General features: G+C 71.3%; 20 protein-coding genes and 2 pseudogenes. 11 read left to right on the forward strand and 11 right to left on the reverse strand.

Features of this window, described 5'->3' with window-relative positions:
* Both GXP76_RS12655 and GXP76_RS12660 read right to left on the reverse strand, forming a co-directional pair.
* Positions 1–415, reverse strand: a pseudogene (locus GXP76_RS12655) (hypothetical protein); the annotation flags it as partial.
* Positions 416–425: 10 nt separating this feature from the next.
* Positions 426–680: a MoaD/ThiS family protein gene (locus GXP76_RS12660; protein WP_242571599.1), complete on the reverse strand. Its 255-nt coding sequence runs from the start codon at positions 678–680 to the stop codon at positions 426–428.
* Between the two features lie 382 nt (positions 681–1,062).
* On the opposite strand from GXP76_RS12660, the gene GXP76_RS12665 reads away from it, so the two are divergent.
* Entirely contained in the window at positions 1,063–1,893 is an 831-nt protein-coding gene (locus tag GXP76_RS12665; protein WP_242571600.1) for a response regulator transcription factor, read from the forward strand.
* A gap of 24 nt (positions 1,894–1,917) precedes the next feature.
* Complete coding sequence (locus tag GXP76_RS12670; RefSeq protein ID WP_147876589.1) at positions 1,918–2,940, forward strand: LacI family DNA-binding transcriptional regulator; 1,023 nt, start codon at positions 1,918–1,920, stop codon at positions 2,938–2,940.
* A gap of 18 nt (positions 2,941–2,958) precedes the next feature.
* On the opposite strand, the gene GXP76_RS12675 is transcribed toward GXP76_RS12670, so the two are convergent.
* Both GXP76_RS12675 and GXP76_RS12680 read right to left on the reverse strand, forming a co-directional pair.
* Positions 2,959–3,741, reverse strand: a complete 783-nt coding sequence (locus GXP76_RS12675) for a GntR family transcriptional regulator (RefSeq protein WP_242571601.1) — start codon at positions 3,739–3,741, stop codon at positions 2,959–2,961.
* Positions 3,738–4,295 carry a GntR family transcriptional regulator gene (locus GXP76_RS12680; RefSeq protein ID WP_242571602.1) on the reverse strand — a complete coding sequence of 186 codons (558 nt, stop codon included), beginning with the start codon at positions 4,293–4,295 and terminating at the stop codon, positions 3,738–3,740. The genes GXP76_RS12675 and GXP76_RS12680 overlap by 4 nt, the downstream gene beginning before the upstream one ends.
* A gap of 631 nt (positions 4,296–4,926) precedes the next feature.
* On the opposite strand from GXP76_RS12680, the gene GXP76_RS12685 reads away from it, so the two are divergent.
* From GXP76_RS12685 to GXP76_RS12700, 4 genes are all read left to right on the forward strand, one after another.
* Positions 4,927–5,229: an ATP-binding protein gene (locus tag GXP76_RS12685; protein WP_242571603.1), complete on the forward strand. Its 303-nt coding sequence runs from the start codon at positions 4,927–4,929 to the stop codon at positions 5,227–5,229.
* 267 nt (positions 5,230–5,496) lie between these two features.
* Complete coding sequence (locus GXP76_RS12690; RefSeq protein WP_242571604.1) at positions 5,497–6,597, forward strand: S1C family serine protease; 1,101 nt, start codon at positions 5,497–5,499, stop codon at positions 6,595–6,597.
* Between the two features lie 84 nt (positions 6,598–6,681).
* On the forward strand, positions 6,682–7,449 hold the full coding sequence (locus GXP76_RS12695; protein WP_242571605.1) for a response regulator transcription factor: 768 nt from the start codon (positions 6,682–6,684) through the stop codon (positions 7,447–7,449).
* The gene (locus tag GXP76_RS12700) at positions 7,446–8,879 is read left to right on the forward strand and encodes a cell wall metabolism sensor histidine kinase WalK (protein ID WP_242571606.1); all 1,434 of its coding nucleotides are present in this window, start codon (positions 7,446–7,448) and stop codon (positions 8,877–8,879) included. The genes GXP76_RS12695 and GXP76_RS12700 overlap by 4 nt, the downstream gene beginning before the upstream one ends.
* Before the next feature lie 58 nt (positions 8,880–8,937).
* Here GXP76_RS12700 and GXP76_RS12705 read toward each other — a convergent pair whose 3' ends face one another.
* On the reverse strand, positions 8,938–9,321 hold the full coding sequence (locus GXP76_RS12705) for a VOC family protein (protein ID WP_242571607.1): 384 nt from the start codon (positions 9,319–9,321) through the stop codon (positions 8,938–8,940).
* 43 nt (positions 9,322–9,364) lie between these two features.
* Positions 9,365–10,300 (reverse strand): phosphatidylinositol-specific phospholipase C, encoded by a 936-nt coding sequence (locus GXP76_RS12710; RefSeq protein WP_242571608.1) that lies wholly within the window; start codon positions 10,298–10,300, stop codon positions 9,365–9,367.
* A 104-nt stretch (positions 10,301–10,404) separates the two neighbouring features.
* Between GXP76_RS12710 and GXP76_RS12715 the strand changes: the two genes are divergently transcribed.
* On the forward strand, positions 10,405–10,941 hold the full coding sequence (locus GXP76_RS12715; protein WP_242571609.1) for a VOC family protein: 537 nt from the start codon (positions 10,405–10,407) through the stop codon (positions 10,939–10,941).
* Complete coding sequence (locus tag GXP76_RS12720; protein WP_242571610.1) at positions 10,934–11,755, forward strand: MerR family transcriptional regulator; 822 nt, start codon at positions 10,934–10,936, stop codon at positions 11,753–11,755. The genes GXP76_RS12715 and GXP76_RS12720 overlap by 8 nt, the downstream gene beginning before the upstream one ends.
* Before the next feature lie 9 nt (positions 11,756–11,764).
* Here GXP76_RS12720 and GXP76_RS12725 read toward each other — a convergent pair whose 3' ends face one another.
* Entirely contained in the window at positions 11,765–12,004 is a 240-nt protein-coding gene (locus tag GXP76_RS12725; RefSeq protein WP_242571611.1) for a helix-turn-helix transcriptional regulator, read from the reverse strand.
* A complete protein-coding gene (locus tag GXP76_RS12730) occupies positions 12,004–12,588 on the reverse strand; it encodes a DUF2975 domain-containing protein (RefSeq protein WP_242571612.1) in 585 nt (194 codons plus the stop codon). Before GXP76_RS12730 ends, GXP76_RS12725 begins: the two co-directional genes overlap by 1 nt.
* 201 nt (positions 12,589–12,789) lie before the next feature.
* On the opposite strand from GXP76_RS12730, the gene GXP76_RS12735 reads away from it, so the two are divergent.
* Positions 12,790–13,227 carry a nuclear transport factor 2 family protein gene (locus GXP76_RS12735; protein ID WP_242571613.1) on the forward strand — a complete coding sequence of 146 codons (438 nt, stop codon included), beginning with the start codon at positions 12,790–12,792 and terminating at the stop codon, positions 13,225–13,227.
* Here the strand turns inward: GXP76_RS12735 and GXP76_RS12740 are convergent.
* A pseudogene (locus GXP76_RS12740) lies at positions 13,220–13,648 on the reverse strand (alpha/beta hydrolase); the annotation flags it as partial. The gene GXP76_RS12735 and the pseudogene GXP76_RS12740 overlap by 8 nt on opposite strands.
* 105 nt (positions 13,649–13,753) lie before the next feature.
* Positions 13,754–14,770: an NAD(P)/FAD-dependent oxidoreductase gene (locus tag GXP76_RS12745; RefSeq protein WP_242571614.1), complete on the reverse strand. Its 1,017-nt coding sequence runs from the start codon at positions 14,768–14,770 to the stop codon at positions 13,754–13,756.
* 94 nt (positions 14,771–14,864) lie between these two features.
* Here GXP76_RS12745 and GXP76_RS12750 point away from each other — a divergent pair, with 94 nt between their 5' ends.
* Positions 14,865–15,440 (forward strand): helix-turn-helix domain-containing protein, encoded by a 576-nt coding sequence (locus tag GXP76_RS12750; RefSeq protein ID WP_242571615.1) that lies wholly within the window; start codon positions 14,865–14,867, stop codon positions 15,438–15,440.
* 95 nt (positions 15,441–15,535) lie between these two features.
* Positions 15,536–16,423 carry a trans-aconitate 2-methyltransferase gene (locus GXP76_RS12755; RefSeq protein WP_242571616.1) on the forward strand — a complete coding sequence of 296 codons (888 nt, stop codon included), beginning with the start codon at positions 15,536–15,538 and terminating at the stop codon, positions 16,421–16,423.
* 140 nt (positions 16,424–16,563) lie between these two features.
* Here the strand turns inward: GXP76_RS12755 and GXP76_RS12760 are convergent, their stop codons facing one another.
* Entirely contained in the window at positions 16,564–17,364 is an 801-nt protein-coding gene (locus tag GXP76_RS12760; RefSeq protein WP_242571617.1) for a hypothetical protein, read from the reverse strand.
* Between the last annotated feature and the right edge of the window lie 19 nt (positions 17,365–17,383).

Raw genomic sequence — 17,383 nt, forward strand, 5'->3', positions numbered from 1 at the left:
GGTGGGCGCCGGACTGCTGCGGCAGATAGGCCGTGTCGGCGGCGGCCGGCTGGGGGGGCTGCGGCTGCTGGTACCCGACCTGCGGCTGGTACTGCGTGTCCCAGGTCTGGCCCTCCCAGGTCTGCGCGTCCTGCCCGTTGGACGGTTCCTGGTACGGCTGCTGCTGGTGGGGCTGGTGTTGGTGCGGTGCCTGGTACGGCTGCTGCTGCGGGGCCTGCGGCTGGTACTGCTGCTGATACGGCTCGGACGGCCGGCCCGGTCGCGGTACGCCGTACTGCTGCTGCCCGTACGGCCCGGAGCCGTAACTTCCGCCGTAACCCTGCTGCCCCTCGTACCGGTGCTGTCCGTCGTACCGGCCCTGTCCGTCGTACCGGTTCTGGCCGTCGTACTGGTCGTCGTACTGGTCGTCGCTCATGCTCGGCTGCTCACCCTCCTGCGAACGGCGGGAGCACTTCGACCGTGCCGCCCTCGGCAAGCCGTACGGTCTCATGCCCGCGGGTGCCGACGGGGTCACCGTCGACGAGGAACGAACACCTCCGGAGCACCTGGACCAGCTCACCGGGGTGCCGGTCCCGCGCCGCGTCCAGCGCCTGGGCCAGGGTGTCCGCCGCGTAGGGCTCCTCGGCGATGCCCGCCGCCGCCTTGGCCGCGGCCCAGTAGCGGATGATCCCCGCTGCCATGGCGTACTCCTCCATCTAATTCTCGGCAATTTTCCCGTCGGATTCCGTCGGCCCTCCATGATGGCCGATCCCCAGCCCCGCCACGGCATCCGCCGCCTCGGGAGGGGGGCGGAAAAGCGATGACCCGCTGTTTCCCCCCTCTGACACTGAGCACATGTGGGTTATTCTGCTCCGGAAGAGGATCCGGGCAATGTAGCCCCCGGGTCCTTTTGCGCTTTCCGACCCGGGGCGCGAGCGCGGGACGGAAGGCGATGCCACATACGCCCCCGCGCTTCCGGGTGTGGGAGGTGCCCCCTTGCAGGGACCGAGGAGGAACCGACGTAATGGGCGAGCCAATGACGCAGACGCATGACGGATGTCCGACCCGGGCGGGTGGGCGGCGATGAGTTCTCTGCTGCTGCTCACGAACGCCCTCCAGCCGTCGACGGAGGTGCTGCCCGCTCTCGGCCTGCTTCTGCACCACGTACGGGTGGCCCCGGCCGAGGGACCGGCCCTGGTCGACACGCCGGGCGCGGACGTCATCCTGATCGACGGCCGGCGCGACCTGCCCCAGGTGCGGTCGCTCTGCCAGCTGCTTCGCTCCACCGGACCCGGCTGTCCGCTGGTCCTCGTGGTGACCGAGGGCGGCCTCGCCGCCGTCACCGCCGACTGGGGCATCGACGACGTCCTGCTCGACACCGCGGGCCCGGCCGAGGTCGAGGCGCGGCTGCGGCTGGCCACCGGACGCCAGCAGATCTCGACCGACGACTCCCCGATGGAGATCCGCAACGGTGATCTCTCGGTGGACGAGGCGACCTACAGCGCGAAGCTGAAGGGGCGGGTCCTGGACCTGACCTTCAAGGAGTTCGAGCTGATCAAGTATCTGGCGCAGCACCCCGGCCGGGTCTTCACCCGGGCGCAGCTCCTCCAAGAGGTCTGGGGCTACGACTACTTCGGCGGTACGCGGACGGTCGACGTCCACGTACGGCGGCTGCGCGCGAAGCTCGGCCCCGAGCACGAGTCGCTGATCGGAACGGTCCGCAACGTCGGATACCGCTTCGTCACGCCGGAGAAGGTCGAGCGCGCGGCGGAGGAGGCGAAGGCGAAAGCCATCGCCGAGGCGGCCGCCAAGGCGAAGGCCGCGGGGCCCGTGGAGGACCCGTCCGACGACGCCACGCACGCGGCCGACATGTCCGAGGGACGAGAAGGCGCCGTACGGCCTGCCAGGAGGTAGGTCACCACGCGTAGACTGCCGCGCGTGGCCAAGGTGACGCGGGACGACGTGGCACGACTGGCGGGGACTTCGACCGCGGTCGTCAGTTATGTCATCAACAACGGACCGAGGCCGGTCGCCCCGGCCACGCGCGAGCGTGTACTCGCCGCGATCAAGGAGCTGGGCTACCGGCCCGACCGGGTCGCGCAGGCGATGGCGTCGCGGCGCACCGACCTCATAGGGGTCGTCGTGCCCGACGCGCGGCAGCCGTTCTTCGCGGAGATGGCGCACGCGGTCGAACAGGCCGCGGCCGAGCGCGGAAAGATGGTGCTCGTCGGCAACTCCGACTACCGCAACGAGCGCGAGGTCCACTATCTGCGGGCCTTCCTCGGTATGCGGGTGTCCGGGCTGATCCTGGTCAGCCAGGGCCCCAGCGAGCGTGCCGCGGCGGAGATAGAGGCGTGGGACGCCCGCGTCGTCCTGCTGCACGAGCGGCCCGAGGGCATCGACGACGTCGCCGTCGTCACCGACGACATCGGCGGCGCGCAGCTCGCCACCCGGCATCTGCTGGAGCACGGTCATCCGTACGTGGCATGCCTCGGCGGCGTGGAGTCGACGCCGGTCGTCGGTGACCCGGTGACCGACCACGTCGAGGGCTGGCGGCGGGCGATGCGGGAGGCCGGTCTCTCGACGGAGGGGCGGCTCTTCAAGGCGCTCTACAACCGGTACGACGCCTACAACGTGGCGCTGAAGCTGCTGGCCGGGCCCGACCGGCCGCCGGCGATCTTCTGCTCCACCGACGACCAGGCGATCGGTGTGCTGCGGGCGGCGCGCGAGCTGCGGATCGACGTTCCGGGCGAGCTGGCGGTGGCCGGCTTCGACGACGTCAAGGAGGCCGGGCTGACGGACCCACCGCTGACAACGGTGTCCTCGGACCGGCCGGCGATGGCGCGGGCCGCGGTGGATCTGGTGCTGGACGACGGGCTGCGGGTGGCGGGGTCGCGCAGGGAACGGGTGAAGCAGTTCCCGTCGGCGCTGATCGTGCGGCGCTCGTGCGGCTGCTTCTGAGGGCGTTCGCAGCCGTGATCACCCAGGTGTGAACTCGTACCGCAGCTCGTAGAGGTGGCCTGCCTTGGCCATCACGGTGACCTCGACGGGCTGCTCGTCGGCGCCGTACACGACGCGCAACGTCCGCAGCACGGGCAGGTCGCCGGGCAGCCGAAGCGCTTCGTACTGCTCCTGCGTCGGTATGCGTGCGGAGACGTGGTCGACGCTGAGCCGGGGCGGGTGGCCGAGCGCGGTCAGCAGGGTGGGAGTTCCGCCCCTGATCCGGCGGTTCTCGGCGAGCGGGGTGCCCCGGGCGATGTGCGGCGGGTAGTACGCGTGGACCAGTTCCACCGGGGCGCCGTCGAGGGTGAGCACCTGATGCCGGAGAAAGACCGTGCCGTCGGCGGGCAGGCGCAGGGCCGCCGCGACGTCCGCCGGGGGTGTCGTCTCCTCGACTGCGAGGAGGGTACTCCGGGCCTCCCCGCCGCTCTTCGCGGTCTCGGCGAGCCACGGGTAGGTGTCACCGGCGGCGGCCGGGGCCATGGAGGAGGCCGGCCGTACGGTCAACTGCCGGTGCTCCCGTACGGTCACGGCGGCGCCCGCGCGCCCGACGACCAGCCGCTCGCTCTTGAGGAGTTGCAGTGCTTTCTGCACGGTGGCGTTCGAGGCGCCGAACCGCTCCTTGAGCCGTACGGTCGACGGCAGGCTCGCGCCGGGAGCGAGGTCCCCGGTCATGATCTCGTCGCGCAGATCGGCGGCGATGCGCTGGTGGAGGGAACGGCGGTCGTACCCGTTCTCCTCGTCGCGCGGTGGCACGGTCATCGTCCGGTCCCGATCTCGATGTCGAGCTCGTAGCGCAGCCGTTGACGGTGCGCGGGCATGGTCATCACGTCGGCCTGGATGGGCCGGTCCGCACTGTCGAAGGTGACCCGAACCAGCCGCAGCACCGGCTCGCCCGGCTCGGTACGCAGGGCTGCGCGTTCGTCCTCGTCGGGCATCCGGGCGCTCACATCCTCCCGGACGCGGACGCCGGTGTGCCCCAGTTCGTTGAGGAGGGTGACGGCACCGCCGGGAATCTTCGCCGTCCGGGCGAGGCGTGTGCCGCGCGCGATGGTCGCGGGGTAGTAGGTGTCGGTCAGCTCGCAGGGCACGTCGTCCAGGACCATCACCCGTCGTCTTACGACGACGGCCTCGCCGGGGGCGACCCCCAAGAGCTCAGCCACCTCACCGGACGCACCCACCTCCCCGGCCTCCACGATCCGCTGCCCACCCCGCCGCCCGCGCGCCGCCGACTCGGCGCCCCACGCGTCGGGTTGTCCCGCAGGCCGTGACGTCAGATACGGCATCGAGGTACTGACCCAGGCACCGGCACTCATGACGTCCTCCTGTGCTGCTGACGGGATCCGACCTTGCCGCTTTACACAGTAAGCGACTCGGCCGGGCCTTCCCGTCGAGGCCAATCTTGCCGCTTTTCGTGAATAGCAGTACGGTTCTCGCAATCGTACATCTCAGCCAGGCGGAGGTACGGCGCACCTCGGCGCGCACGGACACCGCACCAGAGGGGAGTGGTCAATGAGTGAGGTCGTCGCTCGACTCTTCGAGCGGTTGTCGCGTCGCCTGATCCCGGGGGCGGGACGATTCCGACGGGGCCCGGCATCCCCGAGTCAAGTTCCGGCCGTGGGGCGGCACTTCGACAGGCTTCGGTCGGTGGTGGCGTTTGGCCCGGGTTGTCTTGTCGAGCAGGGCGGCGAGCACCGCACGCTGTTCCAGCCGTGCGTACGGACCGAGTTCGAGCGGTGGGAGCGATCGAGGAATCGGATGCGCCGACGACGCAGGCGGGAAGCGTGGCTTGTCGCTCACGAGGTCGGGGAGGTCGGCTGATGGGGCATGTCGACGACGGGCCGTGGTACTCCGGTGGCGGCGGCATCCGAGTGCCGCGGGGTTGGCCCGCCTTGAGTTGCGCAAGGCGCTCGCCGGGTGGGGGCTGTCGACTCTGGAGGTGCGCTCGTGCTGTCGGAGTTGGTCACGAACGCGGTGCGGCATGCGCGCCTGCCGTCCGGCCGAGAGATCGAGACCCGGTTTCTGCCGATGGGCCGTCCCGCTCCCGACGGCCTGCGGATCGAGGTTCACGACGCGTCCACCCAGCGACCGCGCCGCCGGGCGGCAGAGCTGGACGCGTGCGACGGGCGCGGGCTCCTCATCGTGGACGCGCTGGCCGACGCGTGGGGTGTCTCCGACCGGGTCGGCGTGGGAAAGCTGGTATGGGCGGTGTGGTGGCCCACCGACGGCGGCGGTCGTTGTGGCGTCTGACCTGCCGATGTTCCGTTCCCTGCGGACGTTGCTACGGATACGGGTCACCCGCCGCGCGGCAAGATGCCCATGGGGATCCTGCGCACTCGGTGGTGATCTACCGGGGCCCCGCCTCGCGGAGCGGTTCATCGCATACCGGCGAGACACGAGGGACACCCCATCCCGGTAGATCATCCCCGCGACCTTTATATGGGGCATACGGGATTTTGCCGTGGTTCTCAGCAGGCACTCAGACAGTTCTCATCTGCCGGGCGGATTGTCGATGACATGACCGACAACCAGCGTCGCAGCGGCGACGAAGAGGCGCACCAGCAGGACTTCGGCAGCGGTCGGGCATACCCGCCGCCGCCCCCGTACTCACCGGCACCGGCAACCGCACCCGCAGCCGGTGGTCATCACGCGCAGACCCACCACGCGCAGCCCGGGCACGCCGCCTGGGGCTGGGGAGCCGCCGCACCCGCGCACTCCCCCGGTCACGCCCGTCGCGCCGGGCGGCCCGGCGCGCTGCTCGCCGCCGCCGCTCTCGTCGCGGCCGTGGTCGGCGGCGGTACGGCCGCGCTGACGTCGACCCTGACGAACGACTCCACCGGCACCGCCGCGAGCACCGTCACCGGTACGACCGTCTCGCAGAGCAGCAAGGGCACGGTCGCGGGTGTGGCGGCGGCCGTCTCCCCGGCCATAGTGGAGATCCAGGCGTCGTCCGGCAGCGGGCAGTCCACCGGCTCCGGTGTGGTCATCACCGGCGACGGCGAGATCATCACCAACAACCACGTCATCGCGGGCGCGCAGACGGTGAAGGTGCAGCTCAGCACCGGCAAGACGTACACCGCCGACGTCGTGGGCACCAGCCCCGACAAGGACCTCGCCCTCATCAGGCTCCAGGGCGCGAGCGGGCTCAAGACGGCGGCGCTCGGCAACTCCGACAGCGTGAAGGTCGGCGACGAGGTCGTGGCGATCGGGTCGCCCGAGGGGCTGACCGGGACCGTGACCAGCGGTATCGTCTCCGCGCTCGACCGGGACGTCACCGTGTCGAAGGACGAGGGCCAAGGGCAGCGGCAACAGCAGGGCGGCGGGGGCGGCCAGTGGCCGTTCGAGTTCGGCGGTCAGCAGTTCAACGGCGACACGGGCTCCTCCACCACCACGTACAAGGCGATCCAGACCGACGCGTCGCTCAACCCGGGCAACTCCGGTGGCGCCCTGATCAACATGAACGGCGAGATCATCGGCATCAACTCGGCCATGTTCTCGGCGAGCGGTGCGAGCGGCGGCGACAGCTCGTCGGCGGGCAGTGTCGGGCTCGGCTTCTCCATCCCGGTCAACACGGTCAAGGCCGACCTGAGCGAGCTGCGCGCCGGGAACAGCGACTAGTACACGGCTGACGTGCGAGGCTGAAGTGTCAGAGACCCGTGCCTCCTCCCGGTTTCCGCAGCCGTTCAGAGAAAGAGCGACGACATGAGCCCCGCCGAAGGCGATCCGCAACGCGTCCTGATCGTCGACGACGAGCCCGCCGTCCGTGAGGCGCTCCAGCGCTCCCTCGCCTTCGACGGGTACGGCACCGAGGTCGCCGTCGACGGTGTCGACGCCCTCACCAAGGCCGCCGTCTACCAGCCCGATCTGATCGTGCTCGACATCCAGATGCCGCGCATGGACGGGCTGACGGCGGCCCGACGGCTGCGCGCCGGCGGATCGACCGTGCCGATCCTGATGCTCACGGCACGCGACACGGTCGGCGACCGGGTCACCGGGCTCGACGCGGGCGCCGACGACTATCTGGTGAAGCCCTTCGAGCTGGACGAACTGTTCGCGCGGATCCGCGCGCTGCTGCGGCGCAGTTCGTACGCGGGGTCGGCGGGCGGCGAGCCGCCGGAGGGCGACGTCCTGTCCTTCGCCGACCTGCGGATGGACCTGGCGACGCGCGAGGTCACGCGGGGCACGCGCCGGGTGGAGCTGACCCGTACCGAATTCACCCTCCTTGAGATGTTTCTGGCCCACCCGCGCCAGGTTCTGACGCGGGAGCAGATCCTCAAGGCCGTCTGGGGCTTCGACTTCGAGCCCAGCTCCAACTCCCTGGACGTGTACGTGATGTACCTGCGGCGCAAGACGGAGAGCGGTGGCGAGCCGAGGCTGGTCCACACCGTGCGCGGGGTCGGTTACGCGCTGCGCGCCGACGGCGGGCACGGTCCCGGCTCAGCCCCCGGCGGGCACGGCGGCGCCGAGTGACCTCTCTCGCCCGGCGGTTGCGTACGCTGCCGCTCCGCTCCCGCCTCGCGATGCTCGTCGCCACGGCGGTCGCCGTGGCCGTCGCGGCGGCGGCCGTCGCCTGCTGGCTGCTGACCCGCGCCCAGCTGGAGTCGGAGCTGGACAACTCGCTCCGCAACACCTCGGCCCCCGACAACCTGGTGCGGGACGCGCTGAGCCGGTGCGCCCTCGGCCAGTCCCCTCCGGAGCCGTCCAACACCGGTTTCGCCTACGTCCAGGTCGTCGGCCGCGACGGCAACCGCTGCGTGGACGCCTCCTCGCAGCCGGTGAAGGTCCAGCCGTCCGACGTCGCCGTCGCCCGGGGCACGCAGCAGGACACCCTGCACGACTCCACCACCGAGAAGGGCGCCCCGGTACGCGTCCACACCCAGCGCGTCCCCTTCGGCCCGGCCGGCGCACAGGCAGCCGTCTCCGTCTCCCGCCCCCTCGACGAGATCGACGCCTCGCTCAACCGGCTCGCCCTGCTGCTGACCGCCGTCGCGGGCGCCGGTGTCGTCGGGGCGGGCGCGGCCGGGCTCTGGGTGGCCAGGACCGGTCTGCGCCCGGTCGACGGACTGACCCGCGCGGTCGAGCACGTCGCGCGCACCGAGGATCTGAGCCTGCGCATCCCGGCCGAGGGCGAGGACGAGATCGCCCGTCTCTCACGCTCCTTCAACTCCATGACGGCGGCGCTCGCCTCCTCCCGCGACCGCCAGGCGCAGCTCATCGCCGACGCGGGGCACGAGCTCCGTACGCCGCTGACCTCGCTGCGCACGAACGTCGAACTGCTCGCCCGCAGCGAGGAGACCGGCCGCGCGATCCCCCCGGAGGACCGTACGGCGCTGATGGCGTCGGTGAAGGCGCAGATGACGGAGCTGGCCTCACTGATCGGCGACCTCCAGGAACTGTCCCGCCCGGACGCCCCCGACCCCGGCCCGCTCCAGGTCGTCGCGCTGCACACGATCGTCGAGAGCGCCCTGGAACGCGCCCGGCTGCGCGGGCCGGACCTGACGATAGAGGTGGCGCTGCGCCCCTGGTACGTACGGGCCGAACCGGCGGCGCTGGAGAGGGCGCTGGTCAACGTCCTCGACAACGCGGTGAAGTTCAGCCCGCCGGGCGCGGTCGTGGAAGTCGCGCTGAGCGAGCGGGGCGAGCTGACGGTACGGGACCACGGCCCCGGCATCCCGGCGGAGGAACTCCCGCACGTGTTCGAACGCTTCTGGCGCTCCCCGTCGGCCCGCGCACTGCCGGGCTCGGGCCTCGGCCTGTCGATCGTGGCGCGCACGGTGCAGCAGACGGGCGGCGAGATCGCACTCCGCCCGGCGGCGGGCGGCGGCACGGTGGCCGCGATCCGCATCCCGGGCGCGTCCACCCCTCCCCCGTCCGGCCCGGCGGGCGCGACGAGGGCCTGACCGGTCCGCGCCGACGCCGTGGACCGCGACCCGCGTGCGCGCGGAACGTACGGAGGGGTCAGAGGGGCGGGAGTCTGCGGTGCAGGAGGCAGAACTCGTTGCCTTCCGGGTCGGCCAGGACGTGCCAGTTCTCGGTGCCGTCCTGGCCGACGTCGACCGGCCTCGCGCCGAGGGCGAGCAGCCGCTCCAGCTCGGCGGCCTGGTCGCGGTCGGTGGCGTTGACGTCGATGTGCAGCGGGAGCTTCCCCCTCCGCGGGTCGCTGCTCGGGCTGAGGACGAGGGTGGGCTGCGGGCCGCCGAAGCCGATGTCCGGCGGCCCGATCTCGATGCTTCCGTCCGTCTCCCGGCCGAGTTCCACGTAGCCGAGCACCTCGCTCCAGAACACGGCGAGCCGCTCGGGGTCGGCGACGTCGATGACCAGTTCACTGATGCGGCATGCCATGCCCGCGAGTGTAGATCGGCCTTACGCCGCGCACCGGAAACGGCTAGCCGTTGTGCCGGATCAGTGAGTCCACCAGCCCTGCCCGCGTCTCCGGGAAGTCCAGCGGCACGATGCCCAGCCCGCGCCAGCCGGCGCCCTCCGACCCGTCGAGCAGCGTGTGGACCTGCGGGTTCAGCCGGTCGGAGTTCCAGCGGGGCGGCAGCAGGGCCGCCGTACTGACGAAGTTGATGAACTGCTTGCCCGGCTGCTGCGCCGCCTTGCGGAAGTGGGCCGCGATCTTGGGGTACTTGGCGCCCGGCTCGGCCTGGTAGTCGTCCTGGATGTCGAACAGTCCGCCGTCCCCGTACCGCACGCCGGGCAGCCCGCCGTTGTCGGCGAGCAGCACGACCTTGCCGCGGGCCTGACCGAGCGTGGGCAGGCCGCTGTCGAGCCGGAAGAGGGAACGCCAGCCCTTGCCGTCCAGATAGGTGTCGAAGATCCGCCGGAACTCCGCGTCGCTCTCGGTCGAGTACTCCTGCTTGACCCGCATCAGTACGGTCTCGGAGGGGTGCGCCTGGAGGAAGTCGCGGCACGCGGTGAGCACGTCGTCGAAGTTGAGGTTCTGGTAGAACGCGGCGTGGTGGATGGGGAAGGCGTTCTCGAACGCCCGGCACCGCACGTCGAGGAACCGCACCCCGGTGTTCAACTGCTGGGCGATGGTGGTCCCTTGGCACGCGACGTACAGACCGCCGCTGCGCGCGCCGGAGTTGTGCGTGCCGGGAAGGGTCAGCCGCTGTACGGGGGTGGAGTCGCCGATCCCGGCGAGCCAGTCGGAGGGGGCGAGCGCCCGCCTCGCCCTGGTGGTCCCGGCTGCCGCCGTCGCTGTGGCGGAGCCCGCGCCGACGAGCGCGGTTGCGGAGAGCGCGAGGGCGCCGGCGAGGATCCCTCTGCGTCCAAGTCCAGTACGGGTGGGGGGAGTTGTACCGCTGTCTGTGACCATGCGGAAAATTATGTCGTGCACGCATCACCCAGGAACAGGGCCCGGCGACGCCGCGAAGCCACCGGCTTGACCCTCACGTCGCGTGAGGCCCGAAGGTGGGGCACATGAGCGACTACTACAACGCGTTCGAGACGAGTCCCGTACCCACTCCCGGCCCCGACGCGGTCCCGCCGGAGCCGTTCCGCGGCATCTACGGAATGCCCGCGTTCGTGACGATCCCCACGAGCGATCTGACGGCGTCGGTGGACTTCTGGGTGCGCGGACTCGGTTTCTTCGAGCTGTTCGGCATCCCCGGCACGCTGGTGCATCTGCGCCGGTGGGCGTTCCAGGACGTACTCCTGGTGGCGGCGGAGAGCGTTCCGGAGCAGCCACCGGCGATCGGCCTCGGTTTCGCGTGCATGCTCGGCCAGGTCGACCCGCTCGTCGAGGACTGCCGTGCGCTGCGCCCGGACTCGGTCGACGGTCCGCGGGACACCCCCTGGAACACCCGCGACGTGGAGGTGATCACCCCCGAGAACGCCCGGATCGTCTTCACCGCGGCGAAGCCCTTCGATCCGGAGAGTCAGGAGGCGCGGAACCTCGCGGCCGTCGGGATCACCGCGCCCGACGCCGGTCGCGGCGACAATGAGGAACATGCCTGACGCCACGGACCCCGGCCCCGACGCCGTAGCGGACGGCCTGACCGTCGGTCAGGTCTCCACACGTCTGGGTGTGACGGTCCGCGCGCTGCACCACTGGGACGAGATCGCTCTGGCGCGGCCGTCGCTGCGTACGGCTGCCGGATACCGGCTCTACACCGCCGCCGATCTGGAACGCCTGCACCGCGTCGTCGTCTACCGCGAGATCGGTCTCGGCCTCGACAGGATTCGGACCGTCCTGGACGACTCCACCGCGGACGTGCCCGGCGCGCTGCGCGCACAGCGCGCCCAGGTCGCCGAACGGATCGACCGCCTCCAGCGGCTCGGCGCCGGACTGGACCGGATGATCGACGCCCATGAGCGCGGTCTGCTGCTGACCGCCGAGCAGCAGGCCGCGGTCTTCGGCCCCCGGTGGAATCCGGACTGGCCCGCCGAGGCCCGTGAGCGGTACGGGGACACAGCCCAGTGGTCGCAGTACGCCGAACGCTCGGCCGCTCGGGGCCCGGAGGAATGGCGGGCCGTCGCCGACGCCGTCGCCGGCCTCGACCGCGACCTCGCGGATGCGATGGACGCCGGAGTCGCACCGGGCAGCCCGGCAGCCAATCAACTCGTCGAGCGGCACCGCGAGGTCTTCGCGTCGTACTTTCCCCTGACCAGGCAGATGCAGGTCTGCCTCGGCCGCAGGTACGAGGCCGAACCGGCGTTCGCCGCCCACTACAACGGCATCCACGCCGGCCTCGCCACCTGGTTCCGCCGCATCATCGACGCGAGTGCGCGCGCCCACGGCATCGACCCCGAGACCGCGGCCTGGCAGTAGCGCGCGGGGCTACAGAGTGTCCGGCTCGGAGGGGTCGTGCGTGATCAGGTCTCCCGGCTGGCACTGGAGCACGTCGCAGATCCTCGACAGAGTCGAGAAGCGGATCGCCTTGGCCCGGCCGTTCTTGAGCACCGACAGGTTGACGACGGTGATGCCCACCCGCGCGGACAGTTCGGTGAGCGTCATCCCGCGCTCGGCCAGGATCCGGTCGAGGTGGATCCGGATCGAGTGAAGTTCCTCTTCGGGCATCAGATGGTCCCTTCGAGGTCCTCTCGCATACGCACTCCCTCGCCCATTATCTTCCCCATGATCACTGCGGCAAGGCCCGCGAGGACAAGTACCGTCGGCCCGGTGATCTCGGGCCCGGAACCCACCGTCGGCGCCATGCTCCCGACGAGCCAGGACTGCGACCACCCGACGGCGAGACCGGCCAGTGGCGTGCCCACGGCGACGAACCAGCCGAGGACGGTGAGCCGTTGGGCCACCGCGTCGGTGAACGGCCCCTGCGCCACAACGGTCTTCAGCAGCCGGGAGAAGAGCAGCAGCGCGAGGAAGCCGAACAGCAGCCAGGGCAGTTCGTGCCCGAGGTCGGCGGCGCGCTGCCCCACGGAGGGACTGTCCTGGCAGAGGGTCGCGGCGCTGCTGGACGCGTCGACGCCCTTGCCGATCGGCAGACCGTCCACGAGCGAGGCATTGCGCCAGAAGTCCGTCCCCACGCAGACCGCGCCGTCGTCGAGCATGTGCGTGGCCCCCGTACCGAGGAAGGCGAGCCCGCAGAGCACGGCCAGCGCATAGGTGACCGAGGCCAGTGTCCTTGTGAGTCGCGTGTTCATCGCATCCCCGTCCTATCGATTTTCGATATGGGCAAGGTAGCGGAGCATATCGATATTCGACAAGTCCGAGGACTGTCGGGCCATCGGCCAGCTACGCGTCCCGTGGCTTATTAATCAAGTTTGACTAGTTGGCGCAACGGGCATACGCTTCGAGCGAGGGATCTAGTCAAGCTTGACCAATAAAGCCACGGGAGACAGCGCATGCCCCTTCTGCCCGACACCGGTTACACCCCCACCCAGGACGAACTCGCCTCCGTCGAGGCGTGGTTCGCCGAGTACGACGCCCACAGCGCCGGACGGGACATCGCGCGGATGGCGGACCTCGCCGTCTTCCCGCTCAATCTCGTCAGCGACAACGCGGCCGGTGACGGGGCCTCGGCCCAGTGGGACAGGGAGCAGTTCATCGGGACGATGACCCAGGTGATGGGCGAGGGCGCGGACGGCGACCTGTCCTTCGACTCCGTCCGTACGCCCGTCTTCCTCACCTCGGCGATGGCCGTCGTCTTCACCGACTCCACGATGACGACGGCCGCGGGCGAGACCCAACAGCTGCGCTACGCCGATGTGTTGATCAAGAGGAACGGGGAGTGGGCGTTCCAGACGATGATCCAGGGCGGCTGGGGCGACAGCCTCAGCTGAGGAGCGCGGCGAGTTCGCCCAGGACGCGGGCCGCCGACGCCGGGTCGGTCAGCCACTTCAGATGGCTGCCCGGCAGGGTGCGGACGTCGTACGGATTGTCCGGCGTCAGCTCGTCGCCCTCGCGGATCAGCCGGTCCTGGAGGGCGAGCGGCAGGCTCGTGTCGTCGGTCAGGCGGATGTACGTCTTCGGGATGCGGCCCCATGTCGCGGCCTGCGCACGGTCGTCGGAGGTGCCGACGTCCAAATTCTCGTCGGGCTGGAAGGTGTTGAGGAAGGTCAGGAACTCGTCGTCGGTGCCGTCGGAGAGGAAGGCCGCCTTGAACGCCGCGAGGGCTGCCGGGTCCGCGGTGCGGAAGTTGGTGCGGAGCAGGCCGAGTTCGGCGGGGTTCCCGGCGAGCGCCAGGACCAGGGAGGCGACGTCGGCTCGCGGGTGCGTCCGCCGACGCCGACGCCGACGCCGACGCCGGCACGAGTACGGGTACGGGTACAGGTACGGGTACGGGCGTCGGAGCGCGCCGGGTGGGGCTCATCCCCGGCCCGTCCGGGGGTCGAGGACGAGCGCGGCCGCGAGCGCGGCGTCCGTGTCGGCGGTCACCAGGTCGGCGTTGATGCGCGCCCCGGCCAGGGCGCCGGCCGCGGCGGAGGCTCCGACCTGGGCGGCCGGGTCGGTGGCGTTGCCCGCCACCCACACACCCCGGACGGACGTGGCGCCCGCCGGGCCGGTAGCGAAGTGCCGGCCCATGCCGCCCGGCAGATCCTCCATCGGCAGTTTCAGACCGTCGAGGCCGTCGGTGCGGGCCAGCATCGTGGTCGCGACCGCGAGGACCCGGCGGGGAACGGTCCGGCCGTCGGTCAGCCGCACGCCCTCGATGGCACCGCCGTCGCCGCCGCCGGTGGACTCGGCCGACTCGACCGACGCCACGGGGGTCTCCTCGACGCGGATGCCGCGGGCGTCGAAACGCGCGCGGGTCTCCTGGTCCAGCTCCGTGCCGCGGGTGAAGTAGACCAGGTCGTCGGTCAACTGCCGGAACAGCAGGGCGTGATGGACGGAGGCCGGGCCCACCGCCAGGACCCCGATGGGTTCGTCGCGTACCTCCCAGCCGTGGCAGTACGGGCAGTGCACCACACCGTGCCCCCAGTGCCGGGCCAGCCCCGGGACGTCGGGCAGTACGTCACGCAGCCCGGTGGCGACCAGCAGGCGGCGCGCCCGCAGTACGGTGCCGTCGGCCAGCGTCACGGTGAAGCGCGGGTCGCCCTCGGCGGACGGGTCGGCCGGGACGGCGTCCGTCACCTCGCCGGTCGCGACCGTCCCGCCGTAACCGCGCACTTCCTCGCGCCCCCGGCGCAGCAGTTCCGCCGGCGGTACGCCCTCCTGGCCGAGCAGGCCGTGCACGCCGTCGGCCGGTGCGTTGCGGGGCGTACCGCTGTCGATCACGGCGACCGAGCGGCGGGAGCGGGCGAGCATCAGCGCGCCGTTCAGTCCGGCGGCGCCTCCGCCGATCACGACAGCGTCGTACGCGTTGTCAGCAGTTCTCACAGCCATGTGCGTGGCCTTTCCTGGTGGTGGGCGGGCCCTGGGTGGCCCTGTGTGCCTTCACCGTAAGCACGCTTTGCGCACAAGGCATAAGGTATTGCCTATGACGCAAGAAGACGGTGAGCTGGACAGCCTCGTACGCAAGCGGATCCGCGCCCTGAGGGTGGCGCAGGGCTGGTCCCTCGACGAACTGGCCACCCGGGCGCGGCTCAGTCCGTCCACGCTCAGCAGGATCGAGACCGGTCGGCGCCGGCTCGCCCTGGATCAGCTCGTCACCCTCGCCCGCGCCCTGGACACCTCGCTCGACCAGCTCGTCGAGACGGCCGCGGACGACGTCATCTCCAGCCCGACGATCGACGCGGCCCACCAGCAGATGCGGTGGCCCGTGCGGGCGGCACCGGACCTGACGGTCATCCGTCAGCGGATGACGGATCCGCCGCCCGACAACCCCTCGCGCATGCGCGCCCATCCCGGCCACGAATGGCTCGTCGTCCTCTCCGGCACCGCGATCCTGCTGCTGGGCAACCGCCGCTTCCGGGTGGAGACCAATCAGGCGGCGGAGTTCCCCACCATGCTTCCGCACGCCATCGGCGCGGAGGGCGGCCCGTGCGAGGTCCTGGGAATCTTCGACCGCGACGCCCGGCGCGGGCACCAGAGCGGTACGGCCACGCCGCCGTAGGGCCGCTTGCCCGTGCGGCAGCGCGCGGAGCCAATGTCTTGCGCGTTCGGAAAGCGGCGGCGCCGGGCGCCGTCGATCCACTTAGCGTGCGTCTCATGACACCCACATCGCACCAGCACGAGCACCGGCACGGACATGGGCACGGACACGAGCCCGAGCACCGGCACGGCGCCGACGACGACCAGGCGGAGATCCTCGACCTGGACGCGGAAGTCCTCGCCGGGCACACCGCGTCCATCACCGCGTGGCTGCCCGTCGAAGCAGCCCCCCGGCACATCGTGGACCTGGGCAGCGGGACCGGAGCCGGCACTCTCGCCCTGCTCAAGCGTTTCCCCGGCGCCGAGGTGACCGCCGTCGACACCTCCGCCGCCCATCTGCGCCGACTCGTCGAGAAGGCCGGGTCCGAGGGCGTGGCAGACCACGTGCGTACCGTTCAGGCCGATCTCGACACCGGCTGGCCCGACCTCGGCACGCCCGACCTCGTCTGGGCCTCGGCCTCCATGCACCACATGGCCGACCCCGACCGCACCCTGCGCCAGGTCCACGACACCCTCGCGCCGGGTGGGCTGTTCGCCGTCGTCGAACTGGCCGGCTTCCCGCGATTCCTGCCGGCCGACGCCCCGGCGGAGCGGCCCGGCCTCGAAGAACGCTGCCACGCGGCGCTCGACCGTCACCACGCCGAGCACATGCCGCACCGGGGCGCCGACTGGGGGCCCAAGCTGACCGCCGCCGGTTTCACCGTCGAGGGCGAACGCACCGTCACCGTGGACATCGGCCCGCCCCACACCGAGGCGGTCGGCCGCTACGCCCTCGGCAGCCTGCGCCGCCTCCGCGGCGGCGTCGCCGAGATGCTCCCGGCCGAAGACCTGGCCGCCCTCGACCGACTGCTCGACACCGAGAGCCCGCACGGCGTCGCGCGCCGCGAGGACCTGACGGTGCGCACGGAGCGCACCGTATGGGCGGCACGGGCACGGCGCACCTGAACGGCTGAGAAACCTCCGTCCGCCGGTGTGCACCGGATGCCGGGGGACGGGTACCGCCCGGCCGCGACATGCGCGACCGGGCGGCGAGACTAACCCGTGCGACCGGCAGCCGTCCGCCTGGCCCCGCGGTGGTGTCGAGGTCAGCTGGAGAGCGAGGCCTTGAGGGTCCTTGTCTCTCCGGAGGGGAGTTTGACCTGGGCGGACGCGTAAAGCTGGAAAGGGCTGGCGAGACCGGGGATGGTCCGGCTGACGGTAGTGGACCAGCTGGTGGTGCGCCGGGTGCAGGACGGGTCGCAGAGGTCGGCGGTCTTGTACGTGTCGGTGCCGTTCATGACGGTGCCGACCCGCACCCACCGCGGCTCGATCCACGCCCCGGCGGCCGGGGCGACCGTCAGCTTGCCGCGCTCCTGCATGGTGGTCCGGTAGCCGCGTTCATGCCGGTAGACACAGAACTTGCCGGCGGCGTAGGAGGCGCACTGCTTGGCGACCTGTGCCCAGTCGCTCCAGGAGGCACCGACGTCGAAGAGAGAGCCGCCGGGCAGCTCGCCCCGGACGACGTACGTCCCCGCGGTGGTCTTGACCGGAGACCACTCGGAGGTCCACGCGGAGCTCTGCTGGGCGCAGCCGCCCGAGCAGACCTGACTCAGAGCACCGTCCGAGCTCCAGGAATAGGTGGTCGGCTTCATCCACTGACCCGCGGCGGGGGTGACGGTGACTCTCGCGCGGTAACCGTTGACCGAGCCGGCGTCGGTGACGCGCTTCTGCACCTCCGCGCAGACCGAACCGAGGCTCTCGGCGTCGAGACCCGTCAAGGTCTCGCAGTTCTTGTCGTGGGTGCTCCAGGTGGGCGCGGCCTGGGCGGTGGGTGCGCCGACCAGGACGCCCCCGACGACCGCGGCCGCGGCGCCGAGAGCGACCAGGGCTGTTCTGATTTTCCGCAAGGGAGTTGTTCCTTCTGTG

Origin of the sequence: Streptomyces sp. NP-1717, assembly GCF_022695985.1 — a bacterium.
GTDB lineage: Bacteria > Actinomycetota > Actinomycetes > Streptomycetales > Streptomycetaceae > Streptomyces.

Bases quoted from the DNA above. Each gene is read 5' to 3' on its own strand.
- GXP76_RS12660 (WP_242571599.1), bottom strand. From the start codon at position 680: ATGGCAGCGGGGATCATCCGCTACTGGGCCGCGGCCAAGGCGGCGGCG.
- GXP76_RS12665 (WP_242571600.1), top strand. From the start codon at position 1,063: ATGAGTTCTCTGCTGCTGCTCACGAACGCCCTCCAGCCGTCGACGGAG.
- GXP76_RS12675 (WP_242571601.1), bottom strand. From the start codon at position 3,741: ATGACCGTGCCACCGCGCGACGAGGAGAACGGGTACGACCGCCGTTCC.
- GXP76_RS12680 (WP_242571602.1), bottom strand. From the start codon at position 4,295: ATGAGTGCCGGTGCCTGGGTCAGTACCTCGATGCCGTATCTGACGTCA.
- GXP76_RS12690 (WP_242571604.1), top strand. From the start codon at position 5,497: ATGACCGACAACCAGCGTCGCAGCGGCGACGAAGAGGCGCACCAGCAG.
- GXP76_RS12695 (WP_242571605.1), top strand. From the start codon at position 6,682: ATGAGCCCCGCCGAAGGCGATCCGCAACGCGTCCTGATCGTCGACGAC.
- GXP76_RS12705 (WP_242571607.1), bottom strand. From the start codon at position 9,321: ATGGCATGCCGCATCAGTGAACTGGTCATCGACGTCGCCGACCCCGAG.
- GXP76_RS12710 (WP_242571608.1), bottom strand. From the start codon at position 10,300: ATGGTCACAGACAGCGGTACAACTCCCCCCACCCGTACTGGACTTGGA.
- GXP76_RS12715 (WP_242571609.1), top strand. From the start codon at position 10,405: ATGAGCGACTACTACAACGCGTTCGAGACGAGTCCCGTACCCACTCCC.
- GXP76_RS12720 (WP_242571610.1), top strand. From the start codon at position 10,934: ATGCCTGACGCCACGGACCCCGGCCCCGACGCCGTAGCGGACGGCCTG.
- GXP76_RS12725 (WP_242571611.1), bottom strand. From the start codon at position 12,004: ATGCCCGAAGAGGAACTTCACTCGATCCGGATCCACCTCGACCGGATC.
- GXP76_RS12730 (WP_242571612.1), bottom strand. From the start codon at position 12,588: ATGAACACGCGACTCACAAGGACACTGGCCTCGGTCACCTATGCGCTG.
- GXP76_RS12735 (WP_242571613.1), top strand. From the start codon at position 12,790: ATGCCCCTTCTGCCCGACACCGGTTACACCCCCACCCAGGACGAACTC.
- GXP76_RS12745 (WP_242571614.1), bottom strand. From the start codon at position 14,770: ATGGCTGTGAGAACTGCTGACAACGCGTACGACGCTGTCGTGATCGGC.
- GXP76_RS12750 (WP_242571615.1), top strand. From the start codon at position 14,865: ATGACGCAAGAAGACGGTGAGCTGGACAGCCTCGTACGCAAGCGGATC.
- GXP76_RS12755 (WP_242571616.1), top strand. From the start codon at position 15,536: ATGACACCCACATCGCACCAGCACGAGCACCGGCACGGACATGGGCAC.